At 70.8% G+C, this 20,656-nt stretch carries 19 protein-coding genes; 15 read left to right on the top strand and 4 right to left on the bottom strand.

Going from position 1 to position 20,656, the window contains the following annotated elements; genetic code table 11:
• The first annotated feature begins 159 nt into the window (after window positions 1-159).
• The gene (locus tag Raf01_RS21585) at window positions 160-1,038 is read left to right on the top strand and encodes an alpha/beta fold hydrolase (protein WP_203919775.1); all 879 of its coding nucleotides are present in this window, start codon (window positions 160-162) and stop codon (window positions 1,036-1,038) included.
• 47 nt (window positions 1,039-1,085) lie between these two features.
• Here Raf01_RS21585 and Raf01_RS21580 read toward each other — a convergent pair whose 3' ends face one another.
• The gene (locus tag Raf01_RS21580) at window positions 1,086-2,162 is read right to left on the bottom strand and encodes an alpha/beta hydrolase family protein (protein WP_239133796.1); all 1,077 of its coding nucleotides are present in this window, start codon (window positions 2,160-2,162) and stop codon (window positions 1,086-1,088) included.
• A gap of 599 nt (window positions 2,163-2,761) precedes the next feature.
• A complete protein-coding gene (locus tag Raf01_RS21575; RefSeq protein WP_203919773.1) occupies window positions 2,762-3,577 on the bottom strand; it encodes a DeoR/GlpR family DNA-binding transcription regulator in 816 nt (271 codons plus the stop codon).
• 163 nt (window positions 3,578-3,740) lie between these two features.
• Between Raf01_RS21575 and Raf01_RS21570 the strand changes: the two genes are divergently transcribed.
• The 5 genes from Raf01_RS21570 (at window position 3,741) to Raf01_RS21550 (ending at window position 9,728) form a co-directional block, all read left to right on the top strand.
• Window positions 3,741-4,631: an SIS domain-containing protein gene (locus Raf01_RS21570; RefSeq protein ID WP_203919772.1), complete on the top strand. Its 891-nt coding sequence runs from the start codon at window positions 3,741-3,743 to the stop codon at window positions 4,629-4,631.
• A gap of 627 nt (window positions 4,632-5,258) precedes the next feature.
• Window positions 5,259-6,563: an ABC transporter substrate-binding protein gene (locus tag Raf01_RS21565; RefSeq protein WP_203919771.1), complete on the top strand. Its 1,305-nt coding sequence runs from the start codon at window positions 5,259-5,261 to the stop codon at window positions 6,561-6,563.
• Between the two features lie 11 nt (window positions 6,564-6,574).
• The gene (locus Raf01_RS21560; RefSeq protein WP_239133795.1) at window positions 6,575-7,525 is read left to right on the top strand and encodes a carbohydrate ABC transporter permease; all 951 of its coding nucleotides are present in this window, start codon (window positions 6,575-6,577) and stop codon (window positions 7,523-7,525) included.
• Window positions 7,522-8,367 (top strand): carbohydrate ABC transporter permease, encoded by an 846-nt coding sequence (locus Raf01_RS21555; protein WP_203919770.1) that lies wholly within the window; start codon window positions 7,522-7,524, stop codon window positions 8,365-8,367. Before Raf01_RS21560 ends, Raf01_RS21555 begins: the two co-directional genes overlap by 4 nt.
• 50 nt (window positions 8,368-8,417) lie before the next feature.
• Complete coding sequence (locus tag Raf01_RS21550) at window positions 8,418-9,728, top strand: alpha-glucosidase/alpha-galactosidase (RefSeq protein ID WP_203919769.1); 1,311 nt, start codon at window positions 8,418-8,420, stop codon at window positions 9,726-9,728.
• A 68-nt stretch (window positions 9,729-9,796) separates the two neighbouring features.
• Here the strand turns inward: Raf01_RS21550 and Raf01_RS21545 are convergent, their stop codons facing one another.
• Entirely contained in the window at window positions 9,797-10,570 is a 774-nt protein-coding gene (locus Raf01_RS21545) for an IclR family transcriptional regulator (RefSeq protein WP_203919768.1), read from the bottom strand.
• Window positions 10,571-10,756: 186 nt separating this feature from the next.
• Here Raf01_RS21545 and Raf01_RS21540 point away from each other — a divergent pair, with 186 nt between their 5' ends.
• The 8 genes from Raf01_RS21540 to Raf01_RS21505 all read left to right on the top strand — a co-directional run bounded on the left by Raf01_RS21540 (window position 10,757) and on the right by Raf01_RS21505 (window position 18,738).
• Window positions 10,757-11,542 carry an SDR family NAD(P)-dependent oxidoreductase gene (locus tag Raf01_RS21540; protein WP_203919767.1) on the top strand — a complete coding sequence of 262 codons (786 nt, stop codon included), beginning with the start codon at window positions 10,757-10,759 and terminating at the stop codon, window positions 11,540-11,542.
• Window positions 11,543-11,643: 101 nt separating this feature from the next.
• Window positions 11,644-12,597, top strand: a complete 954-nt coding sequence (locus Raf01_RS21535; protein WP_203919766.1) for an alcohol dehydrogenase catalytic domain-containing protein — start codon at window positions 11,644-11,646, stop codon at window positions 12,595-12,597.
• Window positions 12,594-13,475 carry an SMP-30/gluconolactonase/LRE family protein gene (locus Raf01_RS21530; RefSeq protein WP_203919765.1) on the top strand — a complete coding sequence of 294 codons (882 nt, stop codon included), beginning with the start codon at window positions 12,594-12,596 and terminating at the stop codon, window positions 13,473-13,475. The genes Raf01_RS21535 and Raf01_RS21530 overlap by 4 nt, the downstream gene beginning before the upstream one ends.
• Before the next feature lie 29 nt (window positions 13,476-13,504).
• Window positions 13,505-14,596 carry an amidohydrolase family protein gene (locus Raf01_RS21525; RefSeq protein ID WP_203919764.1) on the top strand — a complete coding sequence of 364 codons (1,092 nt, stop codon included), beginning with the start codon at window positions 13,505-13,507 and terminating at the stop codon, window positions 14,594-14,596.
• Window positions 14,593-15,912, top strand: a complete 1,320-nt coding sequence (melA, locus tag Raf01_RS21520) for an alpha-galactosidase (RefSeq protein ID WP_203919763.1) — start codon at window positions 14,593-14,595, stop codon at window positions 15,910-15,912. Before Raf01_RS21525 ends, melA begins: the two co-directional genes overlap by 4 nt.
• Window positions 15,912-16,811 carry a sugar phosphate isomerase family gene (locus tag Raf01_RS21515; RefSeq protein ID WP_203919762.1) on the top strand — a complete coding sequence of 300 codons (900 nt, stop codon included), beginning with the start codon at window positions 15,912-15,914 and terminating at the stop codon, window positions 16,809-16,811. The genes melA and Raf01_RS21515 overlap by 1 nt, the downstream gene beginning before the upstream one ends.
• Window positions 16,812-16,816: 5 nt before the next feature.
• Window positions 16,817-18,091, top strand: a complete 1,275-nt coding sequence (locus tag Raf01_RS21510) for a PfkB family carbohydrate kinase (protein WP_203919761.1) — start codon at window positions 16,817-16,819, stop codon at window positions 18,089-18,091.
• 35 nt (window positions 18,092-18,126) lie between these two features.
• The gene (locus Raf01_RS21505) at window positions 18,127-18,738 is read left to right on the top strand and encodes a TetR/AcrR family transcriptional regulator (protein WP_203919760.1); all 612 of its coding nucleotides are present in this window, start codon (window positions 18,127-18,129) and stop codon (window positions 18,736-18,738) included.
• 21 nt (window positions 18,739-18,759) lie between these two features.
• Here Raf01_RS21505 and Raf01_RS21500 read toward each other — a convergent pair whose 3' ends face one another.
• Window positions 18,760-19,719 carry an NAD(P)-dependent oxidoreductase gene (locus Raf01_RS21500; protein WP_203919759.1) on the bottom strand — a complete coding sequence of 320 codons (960 nt, stop codon included), beginning with the start codon at window positions 19,717-19,719 and terminating at the stop codon, window positions 18,760-18,762.
• A 276-nt stretch (window positions 19,720-19,995) separates the two neighbouring features.
• On the opposite strand from Raf01_RS21500, the gene Raf01_RS21495 reads away from it, so the two are divergent.
• Entirely contained in the window at window positions 19,996-20,379 is a 384-nt protein-coding gene (locus Raf01_RS21495; RefSeq protein WP_203919758.1) for a hypothetical protein, read from the top strand.
• Window positions 20,380-20,656: the final 277 nt, after the last annotated feature.

Here is a 20,656-nt window from a genome sequence, read left to right as displayed (position 1 = left end):
TGCTCGCCCGGTGGGGCCACTCATCCAACGCTGATCCCTCATCCAACGCTGATCCCTCATCCAACGCTGATCCGCTCATCCAATGCTGATCCGCCGCTCATCGGTGCCGGGCAGGCTCGAACCCGTACTCCTTCGAGACCCCGCCCGGAAAGGCATCCCGTGAACCTCACCATCCCCGGATTCGACTACCGGCGCGTCACCGTGGCCGACGGCGTGACGCTCACCACCGCCGTGGGCGGTTCGGGCAGCCCGATCGTGCTGCTGCACGGCTTCCCGCAGACCCACCTCATGTGGCGGCACGTCGCCGCCGACCTCGCCGCCGATCACACCGTCATCTGCCCCGACCTGCGCGGGTACGGCGCCAGCGACAAGCCCGCCGACACCGACGGGACCCGGTACTCCAAGCGGACCATGGCCGCCGACATCGTCGCCCTGGCCCGTACCCTCGGCCACGAGCGCTTCGCCCTGGCGGGACACGACCGCGGCGCTCTGGTCGCGATCCGCGCCGGCCTCGACCACCCCGGCGCCGTCACCCACCTGGCCGCCCTCGATGTCCTGCCCACTCCGGACATGTGGGACGTCATGCGCGGAACCACCGCCGCGGTCGGCTTCCACCTCTACCTGATGGCCCAGCCGCCCGGCCTGCCCGAGAAGATGATCAGCGCCAGCTCGGACGACTTCTTCGGGCACTTCCTCGATGCGTGGATCCGCGACCGGGACGCCATCCCGCCCGAGGTACGGGCCGCGTACCTCGCCGCGTCCCGCGACGCGGTCACGTCCATCGTGGCCGACTACCGGGCATCGGCCGGCATCGACGTGGAGCACGACCGGGCCGACCGCGCGGCGGGCAACCGGCTTGCCATGCCGGTGACCGTCCTGGCACAGGACTGGGGCGCCGCGCTCGGGTACGACGCGGCCGGGCTGTGGCGGGCATGGGCCGCGGACCTGGAGCACCGCACGGTCTCGTGCGGCCACTTCATGGCCGAGGAGGCTCCCGCGGAGGTGGTGAAGGCGCTTCGCGCGCTGCTGGCCCGGTAGCGCGGTGAGGGCCGCGGCGCCGGAGGTGAGCGCCGCGGCCCCTCGCGTCAGGAAATGAACTTCACTTCCGGGAACGCCGGGCTCGGGCCGTCGAGCAGGTGGCCGCGGTGACGCAGGTGAAGGTCGAAGAAGGCGAGCGGGTACGCCTGTTGGATGCGTACCGCTCGGGCCGGGTCGAGGGTGCCGATCCATGCCTGGAGTTCCTCGTCGCTCATCCCGACCGCGTCGACCAGTTGCGGTATCAGCGCCTGGGTGTCGGTGTACGAGCCGTGAACGGCACCGTCGGCCTGAACGTTGAGCCGCCACCCGGTCAGGTGCGACCAGAACTCGGCGACGCTGGGCTGCGTGGCGCGCGGGTACACCGCGGTCATCAACATGAACGGGCGGTCCACGTCGGTGGTCAGCGGCGGGTTGGTTTCCATCGGGCCGTCGAAGCTCAGCCCGGCCCGTACCCGTGGGTCCTCGGTCAACACGAGGGCGGTCGCGGTCGCTCCCTTCGACCAGCCGAACATGCCGATGCGGTCCAGGTCGACAGCGTCGCCCAGGCCGGCCGGCAGCTGCTTGCGGTCGGTGTCGGGGTTGCGTCCGGCGGCCAGATCCTCGACGCGGTCGAGGACGAACCGGATGTCCCGCGCGAAGTCCGGGGGGACCAGCGCGGTGCTCGGATCGTCCAGTTGCGGGACGGTGAGCCGGCCGCCGGGAAATTCGCTGTACGCATCGTAGGTGTGGTCGACCGTGACGACCACGTACCCGTGGCTGGCCAACTCCTGGACCACGATGGTGGTGTCGCTGCGGTGATCGTGCGCTCCGTGCGAGAACATCACGACCGGCGACCGCTGGCCCATCCGGCGTACCGGGGCACCCTGGTGGCCGGCCGTGATCGGTGTCAGCACCGAGTCGGGGTCGAACCCGCCGGACGGGAGGAACGCGCGCAGGGCGGCGGGGGCCATCCACGGCGCCCGCGGGTACCGCCACACGTCCCGGGCGGGATACCAGACGCTGGTCATCAACTCGCGGTAGTGCCCGGGACCGGCTACCGGGTCGGGGCGGGACGGGTCGATCAGGTGCAGGTCCACCGTGCCAACCGGGTACGGCCCGGTCGGCGCGGGCAGCCTGGGCCGCACTGGAACGCTTTGACCCGAACCGGTGCGACCCGAAGCGGTCCGACTCGAACCGGCCGGGCCCGGAGAGGCCGAAGCCACCGAGCCGCCGATCGCGGCACCGACCGGCACGGCCGCGGCGACCGCCAGCCCGGCCCCGAGGAAGCGACGGCGACTCAGTCGTGCTCGGTCGACGCCCGCCGTGTCTGGTTCTGCATTCGGTTCTGCATGTGGTTCTGCCATGTGCCCTCCCGTGGAGACAACGTTCCTTAGGCCGTGTGTCGAAGTACCTGGCCGGCCTGCGGCGGATCCAGACACCGACCGGCGGCGTTGTCGTCTCGTCCGGATACAACACCGGTATCCGGACGAACCGCCGCCTTGCCGGATCGCCGCCCGGACCCCGCCTCGGCTCGACCGAGCACTTCGACACACGGCCTAACCGTGCCGGTCGGCGGCGGCGACGTCGTCGGCCCCGGAGCTAATCGCCGGAGGGGTGGGGTAGCCCCGGGGCGTACGCCCGGGGGCCAATCACGGTTCCTTGCGCCCGCCTCGGACAATCGCCGTTGTGGGAGGACGCAACGGATGTGGGCGCGTCCGTGGCCAGAGCACTGGCTGCGCGGGCACTAGATGACGGCCACCCGCAGGCCGCCCGTGCGCAGCCGGTCCACCTGTTCGGGATCGGCGGTGTCGTCAGTGATGAGTTCGGCGACCGACGACAGCGGACAGATCCCGGCGAACACCACGCGACCGAGTTTGCTCGCGTCCGCCACCACGATGGCTCGGCGGCTGCGTTCGATGAGTGCGCGGTTCGTCGCCGCCTCGGTCTCGTTCTGGGTCGTCAGGCCGGCGTCCCGGTCCACCCCGTCCACGCCGACGAATGCCACATCGATGTTTATCTTGCCGAGAGTGGAGTCCGCGAGCGGGCCGACGAGTTCGTACGAGACACCGCGCGCCACCCCGCCGGTCACGATGAGCTTCACGTTGGGCCGCACCGCGAGTTCGGCCGCGATGTTCAGCGCGTTGGTCACCACGGACACCTCGCCCCTCTGCGCGAGGAACCGGGCTATCTCCAGTGTCGTGGTGCCCCCGGTGAGCGCGATGACCTCGCCGTCACCGACCCGATCGGCCGCGGCCCGGGCGATCCGCACCTTCTCCGCGTGCGCCTGGCCGGCACGGTAGCGCACCGGCAATTCGGCCGATCCCTGGAAAACCGCGCCGCCGTGCGCCCGTTCGAGCAACCGCTGGTCGGCGAGCGAGCGCAGGTCCCGCCGGACCGTCGCCTCGCTCACGCCCAGATCGACCGCGAGGTCGGCGACGTCGACGCTGCCGTTTTCCGCGAGCACCCGCAGGATCCAGCCGAACCGGTCGGCTCGGTGCCTGCGGCGGGTCGCGGCGTTGCGGGCGACCGCGGGATCGCGGTGATTGTGGACCGGTTCCATGGACGAGATGGTCTCATCGGTCGGCCTGACGGAGCGAGGCACAGCACGCAGCATTCCAGTCCGCGCATTTACACGCAAGTACCTGCGCATAGTTGCGCGGGTTTGCCGATGAAGGGACCCGATGCGCTTGACAGCGCGAAATTCGGCGGGCGAGCATCCAGTCATGAGCATTACTGCGGACGAGATCGCTACCCAGCCGAGCACGTGGCGACGGGCCGCCGCCCTCGCCCATGACGTCTCCGGCATCCTGCCCGCGCCCGGTGACGACGTCTGCATCGTCGGCTGTGGCACCTCCCTCTACATGGCGCAGGCGGCTGCCGCGCTGCGGGAGAACGCCGGGCACGGCCGGACAGACGCGTTCGCGGCGTCCGAGATGCCCCGGCGGCAGTATGACGTGCTGGTGGCAATCTCTCGCTCGGGCACCACGACGGAGGTCGCCGAACTGCTGCGCCGGACGTCCGGCATGCGCACCGTGGTGCTGACCGCCGTGCCCGACGGGCCGGTGGCCGCCGCGGCGGACGCCGTGGTGCCGCTGCCGTTCGCCGATGAGCGGTCTGTGGTCCAGACCCGGTTCGCCACCACGGCCCTGACGCTGCTGCGCGCCGCGGCCGGCGACGACATCGAGCCGTCCATCGTGGACGCCGAGCGCGCGCTCACCGTTGACCTGCCGGTCGATCCCGCCGCGACGTCACAGTGGACATTCGTCGGTCGTGGGTGGACGGTCGGGCTTGCCAGCGAGGCCGCGCTGAAGCTGCGCGAGGCGGCGCAGGCGTGGACCGAGGCGTACCCCGCCATGGAGTACCGGCACGGGCCGATCAGCGTGTCCGGCCCCGGTACCGTCGTGTGGTCCCTCGGTCCGCTCGACCCGGCCCTGGCCGAGCAGGTCCGCTCGGTCGGTGCCACAGCGGTCGACCTGGGCACCGATCCCCTGGCTTCGCTCGTCGTGGCCCAGCGCGCGGCGGTGGCCCTCGCCGAGTCGCGCGGACTCGACCCGGACACGCCGCACAACCTCACCCGCGCGGTCATCCTGGACGACGTGGCACTGACGATCTGATCCGGCCGGCCGGCGATCCCCGGGTTGCCGGCCGCTGTCGCCACCGTTTGCGTTTCGGCGTGCGCGTGTTCGGGCGTGCCGGCGTTCGGTGTACCCGCACCACGTCTCCGCCGCTGAGGATCAGATCCGGGTTGGCGTCGCCGACGACGAGGAGATCCAGCGGCCGGTCCTCGCCACGTGCGGAAGGTGCGGGAATTCGGGGCTGGTCGGGCACGCACTCAGCATGGCAGTATGCGCATAGATGCTCAAGTGCCGCGCGAAGTTGTCCACTTTCTAGGCGTGACAGCGAGCGGGGTGCGCAGCGACGCTCGGTGCCACGAGGATCGACCGCTTGACCGCGCGCGGTTGCGCGGTATCCGCACTCGATGCGCACATATCGTTGACACTCGAAAACCGTCCAGTTAGATTCCGATGACGCCAACTCGGACGCTGTTCGACATGGCGAACACAGCTGCGCCTCATTGATCCGTCGCGGCGTCACCCATCGGCCGCCGCGACCCGAACCCGCTCTATCCCCCACCGGAGCCGGGCAGGGCAGGAAGGGTTTCCGCTCCCACGACAGACCGCTATCCCGCAGCCCTCAGAAGGGGAGGCCCGAAGGTGACCGTACGACAACCCTCTGGACGCATGCCGACTCGGCGCGAACTGCTCCGCAACGGTCTGGGCCTGGCCGCACTGGCGGGCATGAGCCCGCTGCTGGGCGCCTGCGGCTCGGACGACGACGGCGCGAGCGCCGACGGCACCGTGACCATCACGATGTGGCACGGCCAGGAAAACCAGGGCAAGGACACTCTCGACAAAATCGTCGCCGCGTTCAACGCCAAGAACCCGAAAATCAAGGTGAACGCGAGCAGCGGCGGCGTCCTGGCCGACAGCATGCTCCAGAAAATCACCACCGCGCTGGCCTCGGGCAAGTACCCCGACATCGCGTACATCTTCGGTCCGGACATCGCCAACGTGGCGCGCAGCCCGAAGGTGGCCAACCTCCAGCCGTTCATCACGCAGCCCGACGTGAACTGGGACGACTACTACCCCGCCGCCCGCGACGCGGTGACCGTCGACGGGAAGGTACGGGGCTTCCCCGCGCTCATCGACAACCTGTGCGTCGCGTACAACAAGAAGATCTTCGCCGCGGCCGGCGTGCCCGAGCCGACCGGCGACTGGACCTGGGACGAGTACGTCGCCACCGCGAAACGGCTGACCGACCCGGCCAAGGGCACCTTCGGCACCGGCTGGCCCGCCGCTGGCGACGAGGACTGCGTCTGGCGCATCTACCCGCTCATCTGGGACCTTGGTGGGTCCATTGTGGACGGATCGGGCAAGAAGATCGGTTTCGACAACGACTCCGGCCTCAAGGCGCTCCAGGTCGTCCACCAGCTCGGCGCGGACAAGTCGGTGTACGCCGACACCAAGCCCGGCAGCGACCAGATGTACCAGGTGTTCACCAGCGGCAAGATGGCGATGATCCCGACCGGGCCGTGGGAGCTGCCGGTGTTCATCGAGGCCAAGTCCGACTACGGTGTCGTTCCGCTGCCCACATTCAGCGGGAAGCGGGTCACCATCGCCGGCCCGGACACCTGGACGGTCTTCGACAACGGGAAGGCGAAGGTCAAGGCGGCCGTGGAGTTCCTCAAGTTCCTCACGTCCGGCGACCAGGACGTGCAGTGGGCCACCGAGGCCGGCAGCCTCCCGCTGCGCAAGAGCACCGCCAACCTGGCCGAGTGGAAACAGCACGTCGACACGACCGTGGGCCTGAAACCGTTCTCCGACGCGCTCGCCTACGCGAAGACCCGCCCGACGATCCGCAAGTACCCGCAGATCTCCGAACCGCTGGGGCAGGCGATCGTCAAGATGCTGCTCGGCCAGGGCACTCCGGAGGGCGCGCTGAGCGAACTCGCCAAGAACGCCAACGCCGCGCTGGCCACCCCGTAGCGGCCGCGATCGTGAAGACCCAGTTCAGGGTTGCCGTGGTGAACCGGGAGCCGGTGCGCGATCCGGCCCGGTCACTGCGGCGCCGCAGGTACGGCGAGGCGAGCACCGCCTGGTCCTACGTGCTGCCGTCGGTGGCCATCATTCTCGGGCTCGGCATCGTGCCGATGGTGTGGTCTCTGGTGCTCTCGTTGCAGAGCAGCGATCTGATCACGCCCGCCCAGTGGGTGGGGCTGAAGAACTACGAAACACTCAGCCACGATCCCAACTTCCGCGCGGCCGTCGGGCACACCCTCATCTACACGGCCCTGTTCGTGCCGCTGAGCATCGCCGGCGGCCTCGGCCTGGCGCTGCTTCTCAACCGCAAGGTGCGCCTCATCGGCCTGTACCGGACGCTGGTGTTCGTGCCGTTCGTGGTGTCCGCGACCGCGCAGGGCGTGCTGTTCTCGTTCATCTTCGACTCGCACTTCGGGCTCGCCAACGCGGTGCTGCACTGGTTCGACATCCCGGCACAGGGCTTCTTCGCGGACAAGAGCCAGGCGCTGTACCTGCTGGTGCTCATCGCGTTGTGGAGCGGCGTCGGGTTCTGTGTGGTGGTCTACCTCGCCGGGCTGCAGGACATCCCCGCCGAACTGGTCGAGGCGGCCTCCATCGACGGGGCGGGGCGCGGCGCCACCTTCCGGTTCGTGGTGTGGCCCGCGCTGCGACCGATGACGGTGTTCCTGCTCATCTGGGAGACGCTGCAATCGTTGCAGGTCTTCGACATGGTGTTCGTGACGACCCGCGGCGGACCGCTGGAGTCCACCACGGTCGTGGTGTTCTTCGTGTGGCAGCAGGCGTTCGAGGTGTTCAACGCCGGATACGCCGCGGCGGGTGCCTACGTCCTGGCGTTCGGCCTCCTGGTGCTCAGCATCGGCATCCGCCTGATCCGCCGGGGCGACGAGAGGAAGGTGAGCCGGCGATGACCACACTGCCGGTCCACAGGCGCCGCAGGTGGCTGCCGTTCAGCCCGTGGCACTTCGTGCTGGCGCCGGTGTCGCTGCTGTTCGGCCTGCCGCTGGTGTGGCTGGTGCTCAGCTCGTTCATGAGCAACGCGCAGATCAACCGGTTCCCGCCGACCATCATCCCGCACTCGCTGCACCTCGACGGCTACCGGTACGTGCTGGACAACGCACTGTTCCCGCGCTGGTTCCTCAACTCCGCCATCGTGGCGGTGGTGGTCGTCATCGGGAACCTGGTGTTCGGGATCCTCGGCGGGTACGCGTTCGCCCGGCTGAGGTTCGGCGGCTCGCGGGCGCTGCTGGCGTTGATGCTCGGCACCCTGGTGATCCCGTTCCAGATCACCATGATTCCGACGTTCCTCATCATGAAGGACCTCGGGCTGGTCGACACTCTCGGCGCCCTCATGGTGCCGTCCCTGGTCACCCCGCTCGCGGTGTTCCTGTTCCGGCAGTTCTTCCTCTCCCTGCCGCGCGAGGTCGAGGAGGCCGCGTGGATGGACGGCTGCTCGCGGCTGCGCACGCTGTGGCACGTCGTGGTGCCGATGGCGCGACCGGCGCTGGGCACCGTGGCGGTCCTGACGTTCCTGGCCACCTGGAACGACCTCACCTGGCCGCTGATCGCCATCAACAACGACCACAACTACACCCTGCAGCTCGGACTGGCCACCTTCCAGGGACAGCACCGCACCGAGTGGTCGGCCGTGATGGCCGGCAACCTCATCGCGGTACTGCCCGTGCTCATCGCGTTCCTGGCCGCGCAGCGGACGTTCATCCGGTCGCTCGCGTCCAGCGCCGTGAAGGGCTGAGCCCCATCAACCGGCTGAGCCCCATCAACCACCGGAGGGAATGGAACAACATGACGACGGTGACCTTTGTCGGCGCGGGAAGCGTGGTCTTCACCCGGCAGCTGCTCGCGGACATCTTCGGCTACCCGGAACTGGGCGACGTACGCATCGCCCTGCACGACATCGACCCCGACCGGCTGGCGACCGCGGAGGGCATCGCCCGGCAGGCCGCGGCCCAGCTGAACGTGAACCCGACCATCACCGCCTCGCTCGACCGGCGTACCGCGCTGGAGGGCGCCGACTTCGTCATCAACATGGTTCAGGTCGGCGGCATCGACGCGACCCGGGTGGACTTCGAGGTGCCGAAGTCGTTCGGCGTGCGCCAGACGATCGCGGACACGCTCGGCGTGGGCGGCGTGTTCCGGGCGCTGCGCACGTTCCCGGTGCTGCGCGGGATCGCCGAGGACATGATGGCGGTGTGCCCGGAAGCGTGGCTGCTCAACTACACCAACCCGATGGCGATGAACGTGTGGTGGCTGTCCGAGATCGCGCCGCGGCTGAAGGCGGTCGGCCTGTGCCACAGCGTGTACTGGACGGTCTCCGGGCTCTGCGAGCTGGTCGGTGCACCGCTCGCGGAGACCGAGTACCGGGCGGCCGGCGTCAACCACCAGGCGTGGCTGCTGCGCTGGGAGCACCGGGGCGAGAGCCTGTACCCGCGCCTGGACGAGCGCATCGCCGCCGACCCGGAGCTGCGCCGCCGGGTACGGGTGGACATGTACCGCCGGCTGGGCTACTACCCCACCGAGACCAGCGAACACTCCTCCGAGTACGTGCCGTGGTACCTGCACGACGAACGTGAGGTGCAGCGGCTGCGCATCCCCGTCGATACGTACCTCGGCATCAGCGAAGGCAACGTGGCCGAGTACGAGCAGACCCGGGCGCTGCTGGCCGCCGATGAGGTGGTACCGCTGGAGCACAGCGCCACCGAGTACGCCCCGCAGGTCATCCACTCGATGGTGACCGGCACGCCGCGGATCATCCACGCGAACGTGGCCAACCGCGACCTCATCACCAACCTGCCGCACGGCGCCGGGGTCGAGGTACCGGCCACAGTGGACGGTCTCGGGTTGCATCCGCACCATGTCGGCGCGCTGCCGCCGCAGTGTTCCGCGCTCAACACGTCGTTCCTCGCGGTGTGCGAGCTGACCGTCCGGGCGGCGCTGTCCGACGATGCGCGGATGGTACGGCAGGCGGTGATGATGGATCCGAACGCGTCGGCGACGCTCCGGGTCGACGACATCTGGGACATGTGCGACGCGATGATGAAGGCGCACGGCGACCTCATCCCCGAACCGCTGCGGGCATGCGCGCCGGTCCGGTGAGCGCCTTCCCCGGGAACACCCGCGGCACGGCCGCGGCGCGGGCGGACGGATTGCCGGCGAAGAGACGGCTAGCCTTCTCCCGGCCGGTGGCCCAGGTTGTCGGACAGCCGCGCGGCGCCGTCGCGCACCAGGTCCGACAGCCGGGCCCGGGTCTTGTCGTTCCACCGGGACGTCGGCACGGACACGCTCATCGAGGCGACTATCGCGCCGGTTTGGTCGCGCACGCCCGCCGCGACACAGTGGACGTCCTCGCTGGACTCGCCGTCGTCGAAGGCCAGCCCGTCCTGCCGGATCCGCTTGAGGACGGACTTCAGCCGGGTCACCGACGTGATGCTGTCGCGCGTCATCGCGGGCAGCTTCTGCCCCCGCGGGTACAGCGCGTCGAAGTCTTCCGCCGCGAGGCCGGACAGCAGCATCTTGCCGACGCCGGTGCAGTGTGCCGGCAGGTGACGGCCGACCGCCGACACCATGCGTACCGGATGGGTGCTGTCCACCCGGGCGATGTAGATGACGTCGCGGCCCTCCCGGACGGCGACGTGCACCGTTTCGGCGCACGCGGCGGCGACGTCGTTCGCGGCCAGTTGCGCCTCCCGGGCCAGGTCGATCTGGTCGGCGAACACGCTGCCGAGCTGGAACAGGCGCACGCCGAGCCGATACCGGGTGGGCTGCCCGGGCACCGGGACCAGGTACCGGCGGTCCACGAGCGTGACGAGCAGCTCGTGCGCAGTCGTCCGGGCGAGCCCGGCCCGGCTGACCACCTCGGCGGCGGACAGCAGCGGCTGCTGCAGAAACAGTTCGAGGATGTCCAGGGCCCGACTCGCGGCGGGGACGCTGCGCGGCAACTCATACCCCCGGGAAACTCAGGTGAACGAAGGCGTTGAGCGACCTTTGACAGGACGAGAGCCCGTCGTTAGGTTTGGTGTCGAAATAGCGAATGGCGTTCAGTATATCGGACGGTCGTGCGAACCGTCGCAGCAGTGTCGGACGGCCCGGCGCCCAGAACCCGGGAATGCCATGCGGGGAGAGTCATGCGTGGGCTGCGCGGAAGGCGCGTACTGGTCAGCGGCGGCAGCAGCGGCATCGGCGAGGCGGCGGCCCGGCGCTTCCTGGAGGAAGGCGCCCGGGTCTTCATCGGCGGTCTCGATCCCGGCGAGGTCGCGGCGGCGCTCGCCCGGCTGGCTGAGGTCGGCGGTGTCACCGACACGGCGGCCGACCTCGCCGGTACCGCGGCCGACGTCAGCGACGAGGCGGAGGCGGGGCGGCTGGTCCGCGACGCCGCCGCTGCCCTCGGCGGCATCGACGTGCTCGCCAACAACGCCGGCACAGCGTGGCGCGAGCCGTTCCTCGACATCGCGCCACACCACTGGGACCGGCTGCTGGCGGTCAACCTGCGCGGCATGTTCCTGGTCGCCCAACACACCGCGCGGGTGCTGGTGGCGCAGGGCACCGGCGGCTCGATCGTGAACATGTCCTCCATCAACGGGCTCGCCGGCGAGGCGGACTACGCGCACTACAACGCGTCGAAGGCCGCGGTGCTGGGCCTGACGACGACGATGGCGGTGGAGTTGGGCCGGTACGGCATCCGGGTCAACGCGCTGTGTCCCGGGTACATCGAGACGCCGTTGAACGCACAGATCGCGAGCGACCTGGACGACGGTTTCGCCGCCGGGTACGCCGAGCAGAAGATCCCGCTGCGCCGCACCGGCCGCCCCGACGAGGTCGCCGCCGCGTACGCGTTCCTCGCCTCCGACGACGCCTCGTTCATCACCGGCACGGCGATCGTGGTGGACGGCGGGCAGCTGACCGCGATGTGAGCCCTGTGACGCCCTGTGACGCCCGACCCTGTGATGTCCGACCCTGTGATGTCCGACCCTGTGATGCCCGAACCCTTCAGACCACGACGGGAGAAACACGCATGAGGGCACTGGTGTTCACCGGCCCCGGTGAGGTCGAACTCCAGGACGTCGACCGGCCCCGGCCGGACGCCGGTGACGTGCTGCTCGACGTGCGCGCGGCCGGCATCTGCGGCAGCGAACTGCACGGCTTCCGCCAGCCCGGGTTCCGTAAGCCGCCGCTGGTCATGGGGCACGAGTTCGCCGGTACCACGCCGGAGGGCCGGCGGGTCGTGGTGAACCCGCTCGTCAGCTGCGGGCAGTGCGACCTGTGCCGGAGCGGCCGCCCGCAACTGTGCCGGAACCGGGAACTGCTCGGCGTGCACCGGCCGGGCGGGTTCGCGGAGTCCGTCGTGGTCCCGGCGACCTCCCTGCACGAGCTTCCGCCGGAGATGTCATGGCAGACGGCGGCGATGGTCGAGCCGCTGGCCAACGCGGTGCACGCGTGGCACCAGCTCGACCCGCGCGGAGGGGTTCACGCCACCGCCCCCGGCCGGGTCGCGATCGTCGGAGCCGGCACCATCGGCCTGGTCTGCCTGCTGGTCGCGCGCCGGCACGGCCTGGCCGACGTCACCGTGGTCGACCGGTCGCCGCAGCGGCTGGAGCTGGCGCGGCGGCTCGGGGCCACGTCCACCGAACCGGAGCTGGCCGGCGAGTTCGACGCCGTGATCGACGCGGTCGGTTCGCCGGTCACCCGGCGGGCCGGGATCGACCGGGTACGGCCAGGCGGCACCTGCGTGTGGCTCGGCCTGGCGGACCCGGACCCAGGGTTCGACGGCAATGCCCTGGTGCGCCAGGAGAAGCGGGTGGTGGGTTCGTTCGCGTACTCACCCGACGACTTCGCGACCGCTCTGGCGCTCGCGGCCGAGCTGGACCTGGACTGGACGACTCCGGTCGGGTTGGAGCAGTCCCGGGAGGTCTTCCTGGCGCTGGCCGGCGGGGCGATGGAACCGGTCAAGGCGGTGATCGTCCAATGAGGACACTCGATGAGTCGGACGTCCTGGTGCCCGCTGCCGGCGAGCTGTGCGAGGGGCCGTGCTGGGACACCCGTACCGGGCGGTTGTACTTCGTGGACATCCTCGCCGGCCGGGTACACGCGGTGGATCCGGTGGGTGGGGCGCGCCGCACCTGGGAGTTGGGCGTACCGGTCGGCGCGGTGGCGCCACGACGCGCTGGCGGGTGGATCGCCGCGGTGGAGCGGGGCTTCGCGGCGTACGACGACGACTGGCGCCCGGCCGGCCCGGTCGTGGCGGCACCGGCGCAGCGGGACGGTACCCGGTTCAACGACGGCGGGTGCGACCCGGCCGGGCGGTTCTGGGCCGGCACCCTGGCCTACGACGGTACGCCGGGCACGGGCGCGCTGTACCGGCTCGACGCCGCCGGTACCGTCACGGAGATGCTCTCCGGCGTCACCAACTCCAACGGGCTGGCCTGGTCGGCGCCGGGTATCGAGATGTTCTACGTCGACACCGGCAAGGCGACGATCGACCGGATGGCCTTCGACCCCACGGATGGGACGATCGCCGATCGGCGGACGCTGGTCGCGTTCCCGTCCCAGGACGGCTCGCCGGACGGGATGGCCATCGACCGGGACGGCTTCCTGTGGGTCGCCCTGTGGGGCGGCGGCCGGGTGCGCCGCTACTCCCCCGGCGGGGTGCTCGACGGCGAGCTCCGGCTCCCGGTCAGCCAGGTCACCAGCGTGGCCTTCGGCGGCGCGGACTTCGGCGACCTGTTCATCACCACCGCCGCCGAGGGCCTGGCCGCCGACCAGCGCGCCCGGCAACCGCTGGCCGGATCGGTGTTCCGGTACCGGCCCGGGGTGGCCGGACTGCCGCCCGCCACGTTCGCCGGATAGTCCACCGGCGGTACCACGACAGGAGGTCCATGGAGATGGTCGCGGCCGACATCCCGCTGCGCGAGTACCGACCCCGTCAGCGTCTCACGCTGCCCGAGCATTTCGTGTCGTCCGCCCGGTTCCCGGCGGTCGACGCGCACACCCACCTGGGTCGCTGGCTGTCCGCGTGGGTGGGGCGCGAGGGCAGCTTCCTGGTCGAGGACGCCGACGAGTTCCTGGCCGCCATGGCGGCGTACAACGTCCACGGCTTCGTGAACCTCGACGGCCGGTGGGGCGAGGAGTTGCGGGCCAACCTCGACCGGTTCGACGCCCGGTACCCGGGACGGTTCGCGACATTCTGCCACGTGGACTGGTCACTGATCCCGGACGGCCCGCAGGCCCTGGTGGACAATCTCGCCGACTCGGTCGCGGCGGGGGCCGCCGGGGTGAAGGTGTGGAAGGACCTCGGCCTGGCGGTCGAGGACGCGGACGGCACGCTGGTGCTGCCCGACGACCCGCGGCTCGATCCGATGTGGACGGCCGCCGGGGAGCTGGGGGTACCGATCTGGTGGCACACCGCCGACCCGCAGGCGTTCTTCGACCCGGTCGACGAGCGCAACGAGTTCCTGGAGTTGCTGAACATCCGGCCCGACTGGGCGTTCCACGGCCCGCGGTTCCCCACCTTCGAACGGCTGATGGAGGCGATGGAGGCGGTCGTGTCCGGGCACCCGGACACCACGTTCGTGGCGGTGCACGCCGGCAACTACGCGGAGAACCTCGGCTGGGTGGACCGGATGCTGGCCACGTACCCGAACCTGAACATCGACATCGCCGCGCGCATCTCGCAGCTGGGCCGGCAGCCGCGCGCCGCACGGCAGCTGTGCCTGCGCCACCCGGACCGGGTGCTGTTCGGCACCGACGAGGTGCCGCACACCGGCGAGACGTACCCGACGCACTTCCGGTTCCTGGAGACGGCCGACGAGTGCTTCGCGCACACCGACGATGATCCGCCGCTGTTCGGCCGGTGGACCATCTCCGGGCTCGACCTGCCGGATGACGTCCTGCGCAAGGTGTACGGCGACAACGCCCGGCGGCTGGTGCCGCGGCTCGGCGGCCAGCCATCGGAAAGCGAGAGCGCATGACCCGCATCGCCATCATCGGAGCGGGCGGGTACGAGTTCCCGCTCCAGCTGATGAACGACTTCCTGTCCTTCGAGAGCACCGCGGACGCGACGTACGCGCTGATGGACATCGACCCGGAGTCCCTGCGCCGCACCGAGCGGTTGGCCCGGCGGCTGGTGGAGGCACACCGGTTGCCGGCCCGGATCGAACCGACCACGGACCGCCGGACCGCGCTGCGCGGCGCCGATTTCGTGGTGGTGTGCTTCCAGGTCGGCGGGCGCGACGCGTACGCGGTGGACATGGAGATCCCCCGGCGGTACGGCGTGGACCAGACCGTCGGCGACACCCTCGGCCCCGGCGGGGTGTTCCGGGGCCTGCGGTCGGTGAAGGCGCTCGACGACATCATTGCCGACATGAGCGACCTGTGCCCGGACGCACCGCTGCTCAACTACGCCAACCCGATGTCCATCAACTGCTGGTTCGCCGGCCAGGCCGGGGCGCACGTCACCGGCCTGTGCCACTCGGTTCAGCACACCGCCGACGAACTGGCGAGCATCGCCGGCTACCAGTCCGGCGAGTGGTCGTTCCGGGCGGCCGGCATCAACCACCAGGCGTGGATGCTGGAGTTCAAGCACCGGGGCCGGGACGCGCTGCCCGAGCTGCGGGAGGCAGTCAATGCCTACCACCGGGGCGACCGGAAGCCCGCGCGCGAGATCGACGAGTGGTACGCCGGTGGCCGGGAAAGCGTACGCACCGCCGTCATGAACCTCACCGGCTACTTCCAGACCGAGTCGAGCCACCACGCGTCCGAGTACTACCCGCATTTCCGCCGCACCCCCGACCAGGTCTCGGCGCTGCTGCCGCAGCGATGGGACTACCTCGACATCACCCGGGGCAACAACGAGGCGGAGCTGGAACGGCTCGCCGAGGACTTCGCAGGCGGAAGGCTCACGGTCAGCGAGGAGTACGCCGCCCGGATCGTGGACTCCGTGCTCACGAACACACCGCGGGTCATCTACGGCAACGTGCCCAACACCGGACTGATCACCAACCTGCCCGACGGCTGCTGCGTCGAGGTGCCCTGCCTCGTCGACGCGAACGGAGTGCAGCCGACCCACGCCGGCGAGCTGCCCGCCCCGTGCGCCGGCATCAACCTCGCCTCCGTCGGGTACCAGCACACGGTGGTGGCCGCCTACCTGCAGCGCTCACGCGACCTCATCTATTCGGCGGTCGCGCTCGACCGGCTCACCTCCGCGCTGCTGGACCTCGACCAGATCCGGCGGATGTGCGACGAGATGATCGACGCCCAATCGCGTTGGCTGCCGGAGGTGCGCTGATGACCGACCCGATACCCGCCGAGGATCTGGCGCGCTGGTGCCGGATTCCGGCCGGCGAGCTGGCCGACCACCCGGACCGCCGGATGGCGCTGCGCATCTGCCGCGACAGCGCCGAGATGGGCCGGCTCATGGCCCGCGAGCTGGTCGACGAGATCGCGGCGGCCGGCCGCGCCGGGCGTACCCTGCGGACGATCCTGCCGTGCGGGCCGAGTTGCTGGTACGAGCCGTTCACCGCGCTCGTCAACGCCGAACGGATGAGCCTGACCCACGTCGAGGTGTTCCACATGGACGAGTGCCTGGACTGGGAGGGCAAGCCGCTGCCGCGCAGCCACCCGTACAGCTTCCGCGGATTCATGGAGCGCGAGTTCTATGGACCCGTCGACCCGGCGCTCGCCGTGCCGGAACACCACCGGCACTGGCCGGAACCGGGGACCATCACCGCCATCTCCGCCGACCTGCTCGCCCGACCGGCTGACCTCGTGTACGGCGGCTGGGGGCAGGACGGGCACGTCGCGTACAACCAGGCGCGCCGCAACCCGTACAGCCCGTTGTCTGTGGCGCGGCTGCGCGCGTCGACCGCACGGGTACAGGACAACAACCCGGACACCGTCATCGCGCTCGCCCAACGCACGTTCGGCGGCGCGTACCAGTTCGTCCCGCCGATGTCGGTGACGCTCGGCCTCGCCGAGATCCTTGCGGCGAAACGGATCCGGCTGTTCAGCGACACCGGCGCGTGGAAACAGACCGCGCTGCGGGTGGCGCTGTTCGGCCCGGTCACCGCGGAGTACCCGATGACGCTGCTGCGGGAACACCCGGACACGCTGCTGACCGCGACCGTGGACACCGCGCGGCACCCGATCAGCGAGCATCCCGAGTGGGACCTCGGCGTGGGCTGGTGACGGCCATGGCAGGCCGCCACGACGCGCCGGCGTACGAGGTGGTGGTGGGCACCGGTGGCATCGGCTCGGGGATGTTCCTCGCCCTGACCGGCAACCGCACCCTGGGCCGTGAGGAGAGCCGGGCCGCCACACTGCTCGACCAGCGCGACTACTGCAAGCTGCACATCGTGTGCCACTACGTACGGCGGCTGCTCGGCCCGGCGGTCCGCGTGGTACCGGTCGGGAAGGTCGGCGACGACGCACCGGGCCGCGACGCCATGGCGGCCATGCGCGCCGAGGGCATGGACATGTCCCTGGTCGCGATGGCGCCCCGCCCCACCCTGTTCTCGGTCTGCTTCCAGTACCCGAACGGCGACGGCGGCAACATCACCACGGCCGGCTCCGCCAGCGACTGCGTCGAACCGGCCGACATCGCGCGCGCCGCGCCGGTCCTGGACGCGCACCGCGGTCGGGCGATCGCGCTGGCCCTGCCGGAGGTACCGGTGGCGGCGCGCGCCGCGCTGCTGGACCTCGCGACCGCGGCCGAGGCTTTTCGGGTGGCGACGTTCGTGTCGCAGGAGTGGGAACAGGTGCTGCGCGACGGTCTGTTGGGACGTGTCGACCTGCTGGCGCTGAACCTCGACGAGGCGACGGCGCTGCTCGAGAGCGGCCCGGATGGAGCCGCTGGCACGGTGTCCGCCGGCAGTGTGTCAGCCGGCGCTGTGTCGGCCGGCACTGTGTCCGCTGGTGCCGTGTCCGCCGGTCGCGCAGCGGAGGCCGGTGCCGTGGGGGCCGGGAGCGGGGCCGGCGGTCTCGGCGGTCTCGGCGGGCCCGGCGACGGCGGTCTCGGCGCGGCCGGCGCAGACGGCGGTCTCGCTGCGGCCGGCGGTCTCGGCGCGGCCGGCGCAGACGGCGGTCTCGGCGCGGCCGGCGGTCTCGGCGGGCCCGGCGCCGTCGTGGAGGCCGTGGTGCGCCGGCTGGCGGCGACCAACCCGGCGATGTCGCTCGTCGTGACGGCCGGTCGGCAGGGTAGCTGGGCGTGGGACGGGCGCAACCTCAGCCACACTCCCGCCCTGCCGGTCGAGTCGGTCGCCGGCACCGCCGGCGCGGGCGACGCGCATCTCGCCGGGCTCGTGGTCGCGACCGCGCACGGGGTACCGCTGGCCGCGGCGAACCGGTACGCCACCGTGGTCTCCGGCGTGAGTGTGACGTCCCGGCACACCATCGACCCCGACCTGACCGCGGCCCGCGTCCGCGACGCCGCCCGCTCCGCCGGCTGGGAACTGCCGCCCGAGCTGTAGTCTGGTATGACAATTGTCATAACGGGTGGGAGCTCATGTCCGGCAGCACGAGAACGCCGCGGGAGCGGATGGTCTACAGCGCGGCACAGCTGGTGCGTGCGCACGGAGTCGCGGCGACCGGCGTCCGTGAGGTGGTCACGCACGCGAACGCGGCACGCGGCTCGTTCCAGCACTACTTCCCCGGCGGCAAGGACCAGCTCGTCGGAGAGGCGTTGCTGTGGTCGGGACGGTTCGCCGCGCAGTGGGTCGCCGGGTACCCACGAACCACCGCGCACCCGTCCCCGGCCGGCCTGTTCGCGCACCTGGCGGCCTACTGGCGGGACGACCTGACCGCGCGCCGGTACGAACGCGGGTGCCCGGTCATGGCGACCGCCGCCGACCTGGCCGGCGGGGACTCCCCGGTCAACGAGCAGTTGCGCGCCGCCGCCGCTGAGTGGGAGCGGGCCGTGGTCGACGAACTGGTCCGCATGCGCGTGCCACGGAGGCGGGCGCGTTCCCTGGCGACGCTGATGCTCAGCTCGCTGGAGGGTGCCATCATGCTCACGCGTGTCCACCGCGATGTCGGCGTGCTCGACACCGTGGTCACGCAGTTGTCGCCGCTACTGGACGCGCACGGCACCCGGCCCGGCGTCGCTTCCGGCCACTGATCCGGCGCCGCTCCCGGCTCCCTACCCCGCGTCGCTCCCGGCTCCCAACCCGATGCCGACCGGCAGCCCGGCATCGCTCCCGATCGCCGGCCCTTCAGAGCCGGCGGCGCGCTCGGCGGTCCGCGCCTCGATCGCCCGGACCACGGCAATCATGTCGGCGCCGCCGTGCCCCGCGGCAACCGTCTCGGTGAACAGCTCCAGGCAGACGTCCAGCAGCGGCGACGCCAGGCCGGACTCGCGAGCGGCGTCGGCGACCAGGCGGTTGTTCATCAGGACGTCCGCCGCCGCGGCCTGCGCGGCGAAGTCGTGGTCGACAAGCTTGTGCGCCTTGATCCGGGAGACGCTGCTGGCCATCGGGCCGGCGTCGAGGACATCGAGGAACTGGCGCAGGTCCAGGCCGTGCCGGTCGGCGAAGTGGACCGCCTCCGCCAGGCCGGTGACCATCGTGATGAGGTACAGGTTGACCGCGAGCTTCATGCGCAGCGCGTTGGGTACCGGTCCACAGTCGACCGCCTCGCGGCACATCGGCGCGAGCAGCGGCCGCACCTCCCGGATCGCCGCCGGGTCGCCGGCCAGCATCGCGACGAGTTCACCGGCCTCGGCCGGGGTACGGGATCCGGACACCGGAGCCTCCACGTACCGGCCGCCGGCCGCGACCACGTCGATTTCCAGCCCGCGCGAGTACGACGGTGTCGTCGTTCCCATGTGGACGATCGTGTGCCCGGCGACGTTCGCGGCGAACCCCGGCGTATCGCGACCCAGCACCCCGTCGATCGCCTCCGGCCCGGCCAGCATGAGCAGGACGACGTCCGCCGCCGCGAACACCCCGGCCGGATCGGCCGCGACCCGCGCCCCGGCCGCCCGGAGCCGCTCACACTTCGCGGCGGTCCGGTTCCACACCACCAGCGGCGTGCCGGCCCGGACGAGGTTGCGCGCCATCGGCTCTCCCATGAGCCCCAGCCCGATGAATCCGACGTCCATGCGCCCTCCCGCGTTATGACAGTCGTCATGATATCGGCGCTAAGACAACTGTCATAGACCTTCCCGAGCCCGGACGGCGCCTCGGGACGCCGGGCCGAGTCGGGCCCGCTCAGGCCACTTCGCCACTTCGCTCACATCGGTCACGTCGCGAGCCGCAGCCCGGCTCCGGCCCGGCTTGTGCGTGTCCACTACCTTCGATGGCGTCATCGGCGAATCAGGAGCTGGAGAACGATGAGCGTCGAGCACGCACCGTCGAGCCGCGGTACCAACAGGCACGTGATCGGCGGGCTGATCATCCTCGTCGTGCTCGCGCTCGGCGGCTATCTCGCCTACCGGGCCACGATCCCAGGCCAGGACAAGGTCCGGGATGCCGCGGACTCGGCGGCGGATGAGCTCGAACGGACCCCGGTCAAGGGCTTGGGCATCAACATCTTCGACGTCGACCAGGCCCTGTCGGCCAGCGCACGCGACAGCCGCGGCCGCAGCTACGCGTCGGAACTCAGGGTGAAGTCCGTGGGCACGGACTCCCGTGGCGACCTCTACGAAATCACCAACTCCCACGGGGACCACCCGGTCTGCCTGGTCGTGTCTGTCGACGTCGACCTCCTCAGCGACGATCCGGCCTTCCCCACCACAGAAGTCAGTGACGGCCACTGCTAGGTCCTGCCCCGTCACATCTTGATCGCCCCCGGCCGAGGGCTCCTCGGTCGCCCGGCCGAGTACGACCACTCCCCTGTCCTAGCCCGGGCGCTCGCCTCGTCGAGCGGATCCTCACCGTGCTGGGAACAGACAATGACCGTCTCCGGCAACCCCACTGCCGTAACCATCACGCGTCACTCGCGGTCCCGCGACAGCGACAGCGACAGCGACAGCGACAGCGACAGCGACAGCGACAGCGACAGCGACAGCGACAGCGACAGCGACAGCGACAGCGACA

Source organism: Rugosimonospora africana, assembly GCF_016862975.1.
Classification (GTDB): Bacteria; Actinomycetota; Actinomycetes; order Mycobacteriales; family Micromonosporaceae; genus Rugosimonospora; species Rugosimonospora africana.
Note: the sequence above shows the minus strand (reverse complement) of the source record. Positions and strands in the feature narration are given on the sequence as shown.

Excerpts from the sequence above, each read along its gene's own strand:
- Raf01_RS21575 (WP_203919773.1), bottom strand. The coding sequence starts at position 3,577 with ATGGAACCGGTCCACAATCACCGCGATCCCGCGGTCGCCCGCAACGCC.
- Raf01_RS21570 (WP_203919772.1), top strand. The coding sequence starts at position 3,741 with ATGAGCATTACTGCGGACGAGATCGCTACCCAGCCGAGCACGTGGCGA.
- Raf01_RS21565 (WP_203919771.1), top strand. The coding sequence starts at position 5,259 with ATGCCGACTCGGCGCGAACTGCTCCGCAACGGTCTGGGCCTGGCCGCA.
- Raf01_RS21555 (WP_203919770.1), top strand. The coding sequence starts at position 7,522 with ATGACCACACTGCCGGTCCACAGGCGCCGCAGGTGGCTGCCGTTCAGC.
- Raf01_RS21550 (WP_203919769.1), top strand. The coding sequence starts at position 8,418 with ATGACGACGGTGACCTTTGTCGGCGCGGGAAGCGTGGTCTTCACCCGG.
- Raf01_RS21540 (WP_203919767.1), top strand. The coding sequence starts at position 10,757 with ATGCGTGGGCTGCGCGGAAGGCGCGTACTGGTCAGCGGCGGCAGCAGC.
- Raf01_RS21535 (WP_203919766.1), top strand. The coding sequence starts at position 11,644 with ATGAGGGCACTGGTGTTCACCGGCCCCGGTGAGGTCGAACTCCAGGAC.
- Raf01_RS21530 (WP_203919765.1), top strand. The coding sequence starts at position 12,594 with ATGAGGACACTCGATGAGTCGGACGTCCTGGTGCCCGCTGCCGGCGAG.
- Raf01_RS21525 (WP_203919764.1), top strand. The coding sequence starts at position 13,505 with ATGGAGATGGTCGCGGCCGACATCCCGCTGCGCGAGTACCGACCCCGT.
- melA (WP_203919763.1), top strand. The coding sequence starts at position 14,593 with ATGACCCGCATCGCCATCATCGGAGCGGGCGGGTACGAGTTCCCGCTC.
- Raf01_RS21515 (WP_203919762.1), top strand. The coding sequence starts at position 15,912 with ATGACCGACCCGATACCCGCCGAGGATCTGGCGCGCTGGTGCCGGATT.
- Raf01_RS21510 (WP_203919761.1), top strand. The coding sequence starts at position 16,817 with ATGGCAGGCCGCCACGACGCGCCGGCGTACGAGGTGGTGGTGGGCACC.
- Raf01_RS21505 (WP_203919760.1), top strand. The coding sequence starts at position 18,127 with ATGTCCGGCAGCACGAGAACGCCGCGGGAGCGGATGGTCTACAGCGCG.
- Raf01_RS21500 (WP_203919759.1), bottom strand. The coding sequence starts at position 19,719 with ATGGACGTCGGATTCATCGGGCTGGGGCTCATGGGAGAGCCGATGGCG.